Source organism: Desulfitobacterium sp., from assembly GCF_034927245.1.
Lineage (GTDB): Bacteria > Bacillota > Desulfitobacteriia > Desulfitobacteriales > Desulfitobacteriaceae > Desulfitobacterium_A.
On the sequence record NZ_JAYFQK010000072.1, the window covers coordinates 1 to 3,860 of the forward strand.

The window sequence follows — 3,860 nt, forward strand, 5'->3', positions numbered from 1 at the left end:
CATCAAGTCCCCTGAGGGGGTCACAAAGAGGATTTCCGCGCCTTTACGATTAAAGGTGGGATTGACTCGGATTCCGGTAATGTCTTCGATATCATCACACATCATTTCAATATTGCCGGTGATGGCATGGGGTTCCAGTCCGAGGTGATTTCCCTTATTGTAACAGGCGGCCACCGGACCGGCGATCCAGTCAATATTCAGACCCAAGAGGTTGAGCAGTTCGCGGCCAATGATCGTGATCTCGGCTTGGTCAATGCCGTAAGGGCAGAAGACGGAGCAGCGGCGGCATTCTGTACATTGATAGAAGTAATACCACCATTCCTTGATGACTTCCGGGGTGAGCTCGCGGGCTCCGGCCAGCTTGCCTAAATATTTCCCGGACTTTGTAAAGTATTTGCGGTACACCGAGCGTAAGAGTTCGGCCCGCAGTACCGGCATATTTTTGGGATCGCCCGAACCGATATAAAAGTGACATTTATCGGCGCAGGCTCCGCAGCGCACGCACACATCCATCATAATCCGGAAGGAACGATATTTGCTCAAACGTTCGGCCATGCCTTCCAGAACCGTTTCTTTCCAATTCTCCGGCAGTTTCCAGTCCTCATCCGCCGGCGACCATTCCCGAGCATTTGGCATTCCCACCGCTTCAATATTCTTCGGTTTCGCGGCATGAGCAAAGGTCCCGGTTTTAAAGGTGACCGGAGTCTTCATCCATTCCGTTTCGGGGGGATTATAGTTAATGTTGGATAATTCTTGAGTTGTTGGGAGCTTATATTTTGCCATTTCCTCGTTTCACTCCTTCTCCACCGGTATTCCCGCCTTGATCATCTTATCTCTGAAATCATTTTCATACGCTTCGTACGTATGAACTTCGACCGGATAGTTCCAGGGGTTAACATGTCTCACCCTTCGATTGTTATTGATCATATTGCGGGTGGGGCTCATAAAGATGCCGCCCATATGCATCAGTTTGCTCAGCGGGAAATAGGCAAATAACGAACTGACTAAGAAGAGATGAACATAGAATAGACTCCCAATGCCACTGGGAATGACCGGATTAAAGGTGACCAGCCCCATGGCAACTTCCTTAATCGCAACGAGATCGATGCGATACGCATAGCGCATCAGCATTCCCGTTGTCCCAATTCCCAGAAGCATAAAGAGCGGGAAGTAATCGGCCGCCAGGGAAATGTATCTCACTTGGGGGATCACGATTCTTCTTAAGAAAAGGTATAAAAGAGCGCCGATGAATAAGACATCCGTAATATAGAGGGCCGGAAGCCCAAGATCGAAGACGCTGTCGACTTGATCTAAAATTGTCACAAACGCCGGAATCGGTTCGAGGAACAAGCGAAGGTGACGCAGAATAATGATCAGGAAAGACCAATGAAAACATAAGGCAAACAGCCATAGCCATTGACTTGATCCGTAACCTATTTTAGGTCCATTCTCATCGACCCGTAATTCCGTTTTCGTATTGCGAAACAGCGACCGAAAACACAGCACTTCCAAAACCATGCGCAGAAAAACGCCGAGTTTGGTACTGGGATTGTCAATCTTATTCTGCTTAATCCAGGACAGCGACTCTTCCTGGCCACAGGTCGTCGGGATTCGAAAAGGAACCGGAGTATTTGCCCATTTGACGATGCGATAGATAAATCCACCCAAAAACAGAACCAGGGCAAGATAGGGAATAACAACCCCAAAGATAAATTGTAAATGAGCGAGACCGGCTCCTGCATAAGCGATCCCGGCTAATACCAATACAACGATTAAAGAAAATAAGGCCTTCACTTTACACCCTCTTTTCTTGTGGTTTTTGCGTCTAGCTCCTTATCATTCGGCTCTTCATCAGGTAACTCGGAGACTAAATTCGCTTTCTTTAGTAATCTAGTTGTCATGTTCTTAAATTCCATAACTTTTAGCTCATAGAGCTGCTCACGACATTGGGAGTATATATCAAAAGAAGAAAGAGCCAGTTCGTCAATTTTCTCGTATAAAGCCAAAAGTGCTTTTGAGTATTGGCGTTCTTCAATTGTGACACCCAATTCTTCTCGAATAATCTTTTTTAAGGGAAATATAAATCCAAGCGCCTGTGAAGGGGTAAATTCTTGAACAGCTCTTACTTTAATAAGGTCCGTTAAAAAATCGTTCATCTCTGCGCTCTCTTTATCTTGAAGAAGGGCTGTAAAAATCTGATCTATACTTTGGGTAATCGTATGACCTACCGGATTTCTAAATTGATCTTTTTGTTTCCTCAAAAACCCTGATGTGTCGGCCGGATAGGTATCCATGATAGCATCAAACCATTTTTGAATAATTATTGGTTTTTTCTCCTCAATCAGGCCCCTCAGCTCTTTTTCCATCTCCGCCAACTCCTTGAAGTTAATAACCAAATGCATTCATGTGATACCTTTATTTTATCAAAACGATACAAATCTCTGAATCCTCTTTGGGATGGGGTGCTTACTGCAGGAGAGTAAACTCTGCCTGCAGTAAGAAAGAAAAACCGCATCCGAACTATCACCCTGGTTCTTTGACTTTTCCTTTAAGGGCAACAAAGGTAGTGGTAATGTAGAGATACTCTACTTTTTCCTCCATGGCGAGTTCTTTTACTGCTAGGTCTACATCGGCTTTTTTCTCACCGATTTGTGCTGCGATTTCTTTGCTTTTCGCCTTTTCTACCGTGTCCAGATAAGCCAAGACCTTTTCTTTAATCTCGGGGTTGGCTGGTCCTTTTTCCATTAGGAATCCCCCCCTTTCATTGAGTTCGTTACGTTGATTAATATTTAAAGGCAGCTGACGTACGGAATGTTTCTCTTGAGAAAATGAAGTCATCGATCAATTTATCCGAGAATGGAATTCCGGTTAGCGTGAAGAATTTCTCCCAACCAATCCGTTCAATCCATTCACCCATACGCTCCCCTTTATGGGCATTGGCAGCCCAGGTTTCGACGATGTTGCGGATCGCTTCAGTTACTTCAGGCCAACGCGGCGGGTTGTTCTTAATGAAGGGGATCACCATTCTTGAGAACATCGGGTTAGTCCGAGCATTCGCGACTTTACCTCCAACGAGGATGGCAATTCCGTCATTATCAGGGTTAACAATTTCCATAGCAGGTGACATCGTATAGCAGTTACCGCAATACATGCATTTTGCTTCGTTAACGACCACTGATTTTTCCTTCGGATTGGGACGAATTGCGCCGGTCGGGCAGGAAGCAACAAGAGTCGGAATTTCTGTCCCTTTGCGAATGATCTCATCATTGATCTTAGGAGGTGTCCTATGCACACCGACGATGGCAATATCACTGCAGTGGGCTGCTCCGCACATGTTCAAGCAGCAAGCAAGGCTGATCTTAAGTTGTGCAGGCAGTTTCATCGTCACAAAATATTCATAGAGATCATCCATAACGGATTTAACAACGCCGGACGCGTCGGTTGCCGGTGTATGGCAGTGAACCCATCCTTGCGTATGAACAATATTGCTCAGAGCATTTCCCGTTCCGCCTACAGGGAGACCTTTTGCCTGGAGTGCACCAATTAAGGGCTCAACTTTCGCGGGATCGGAGACTAAAAATTCAACATTGTGGCGCGCTGTGAAACGAAGATATCCATCACAATACTGATCTGCTAAATCACAAAGATCACGAATAAAATCTAAACTCACTAAGCGTGGCGATCCAACACGAACACTATAGAGTTCTGCACCGGACTCTGATACGTGTTTAAGAACACCCGGCTTAGGGATCTCATGATAGCGCCATTTTCCGTAGTTTTCGAGAATCACCGGGGGAAGCATATCTTTATAATACACAGGTCCCTGATCTGTTTTAGCCATCTTAAATCCACCTCTCCGT

The 3,860-nt window shown here is 45.6% G+C and carries 5 protein-coding genes; all 5 read right to left on the bottom strand.

Annotated features, from left to right (window positions below; genetic code table 11):
* The coding region (locus VB077_RS15725; protein ID WP_323416206.1) for a (Fe-S)-binding protein at positions 1-783 on the bottom strand (783 nt) is incomplete at its 3' end.
* Between the two features lie 9 nt (positions 784-792).
* A complete protein-coding gene (dsrM, locus tag VB077_RS15730) occupies positions 793-1,794 on the bottom strand; it encodes a sulfate reduction electron transfer complex DsrMKJOP subunit DsrM (protein ID WP_323416207.1) in 1,002 nt (333 codons plus the stop codon).
* Positions 1,791-2,366, bottom strand: a complete 576-nt coding sequence (locus VB077_RS15735; RefSeq protein WP_323416208.1) for an RsbRD N-terminal domain-containing protein — start codon at positions 2,364-2,366, stop codon at positions 1,791-1,793. Before VB077_RS15735 ends, dsrM begins: the two co-directional genes overlap by 4 nt.
* A 157-nt stretch (positions 2,367-2,523) precedes the next feature.
* On the bottom strand, positions 2,524-2,745 hold the full coding sequence (locus tag VB077_RS15740) for a hypothetical protein (protein ID WP_323416209.1): 222 nt from the start codon (positions 2,743-2,745) through the stop codon (positions 2,524-2,526).
* Between the two features lie 37 nt (positions 2,746-2,782).
* Entirely contained in the window at positions 2,783-3,841 is a 1,059-nt protein-coding gene (dsrB, locus tag VB077_RS15745; protein WP_323416210.1) for a dissimilatory-type sulfite reductase subunit beta, read from the bottom strand.
* Positions 3,842-3,860 lie beyond the last annotated feature (19 nt).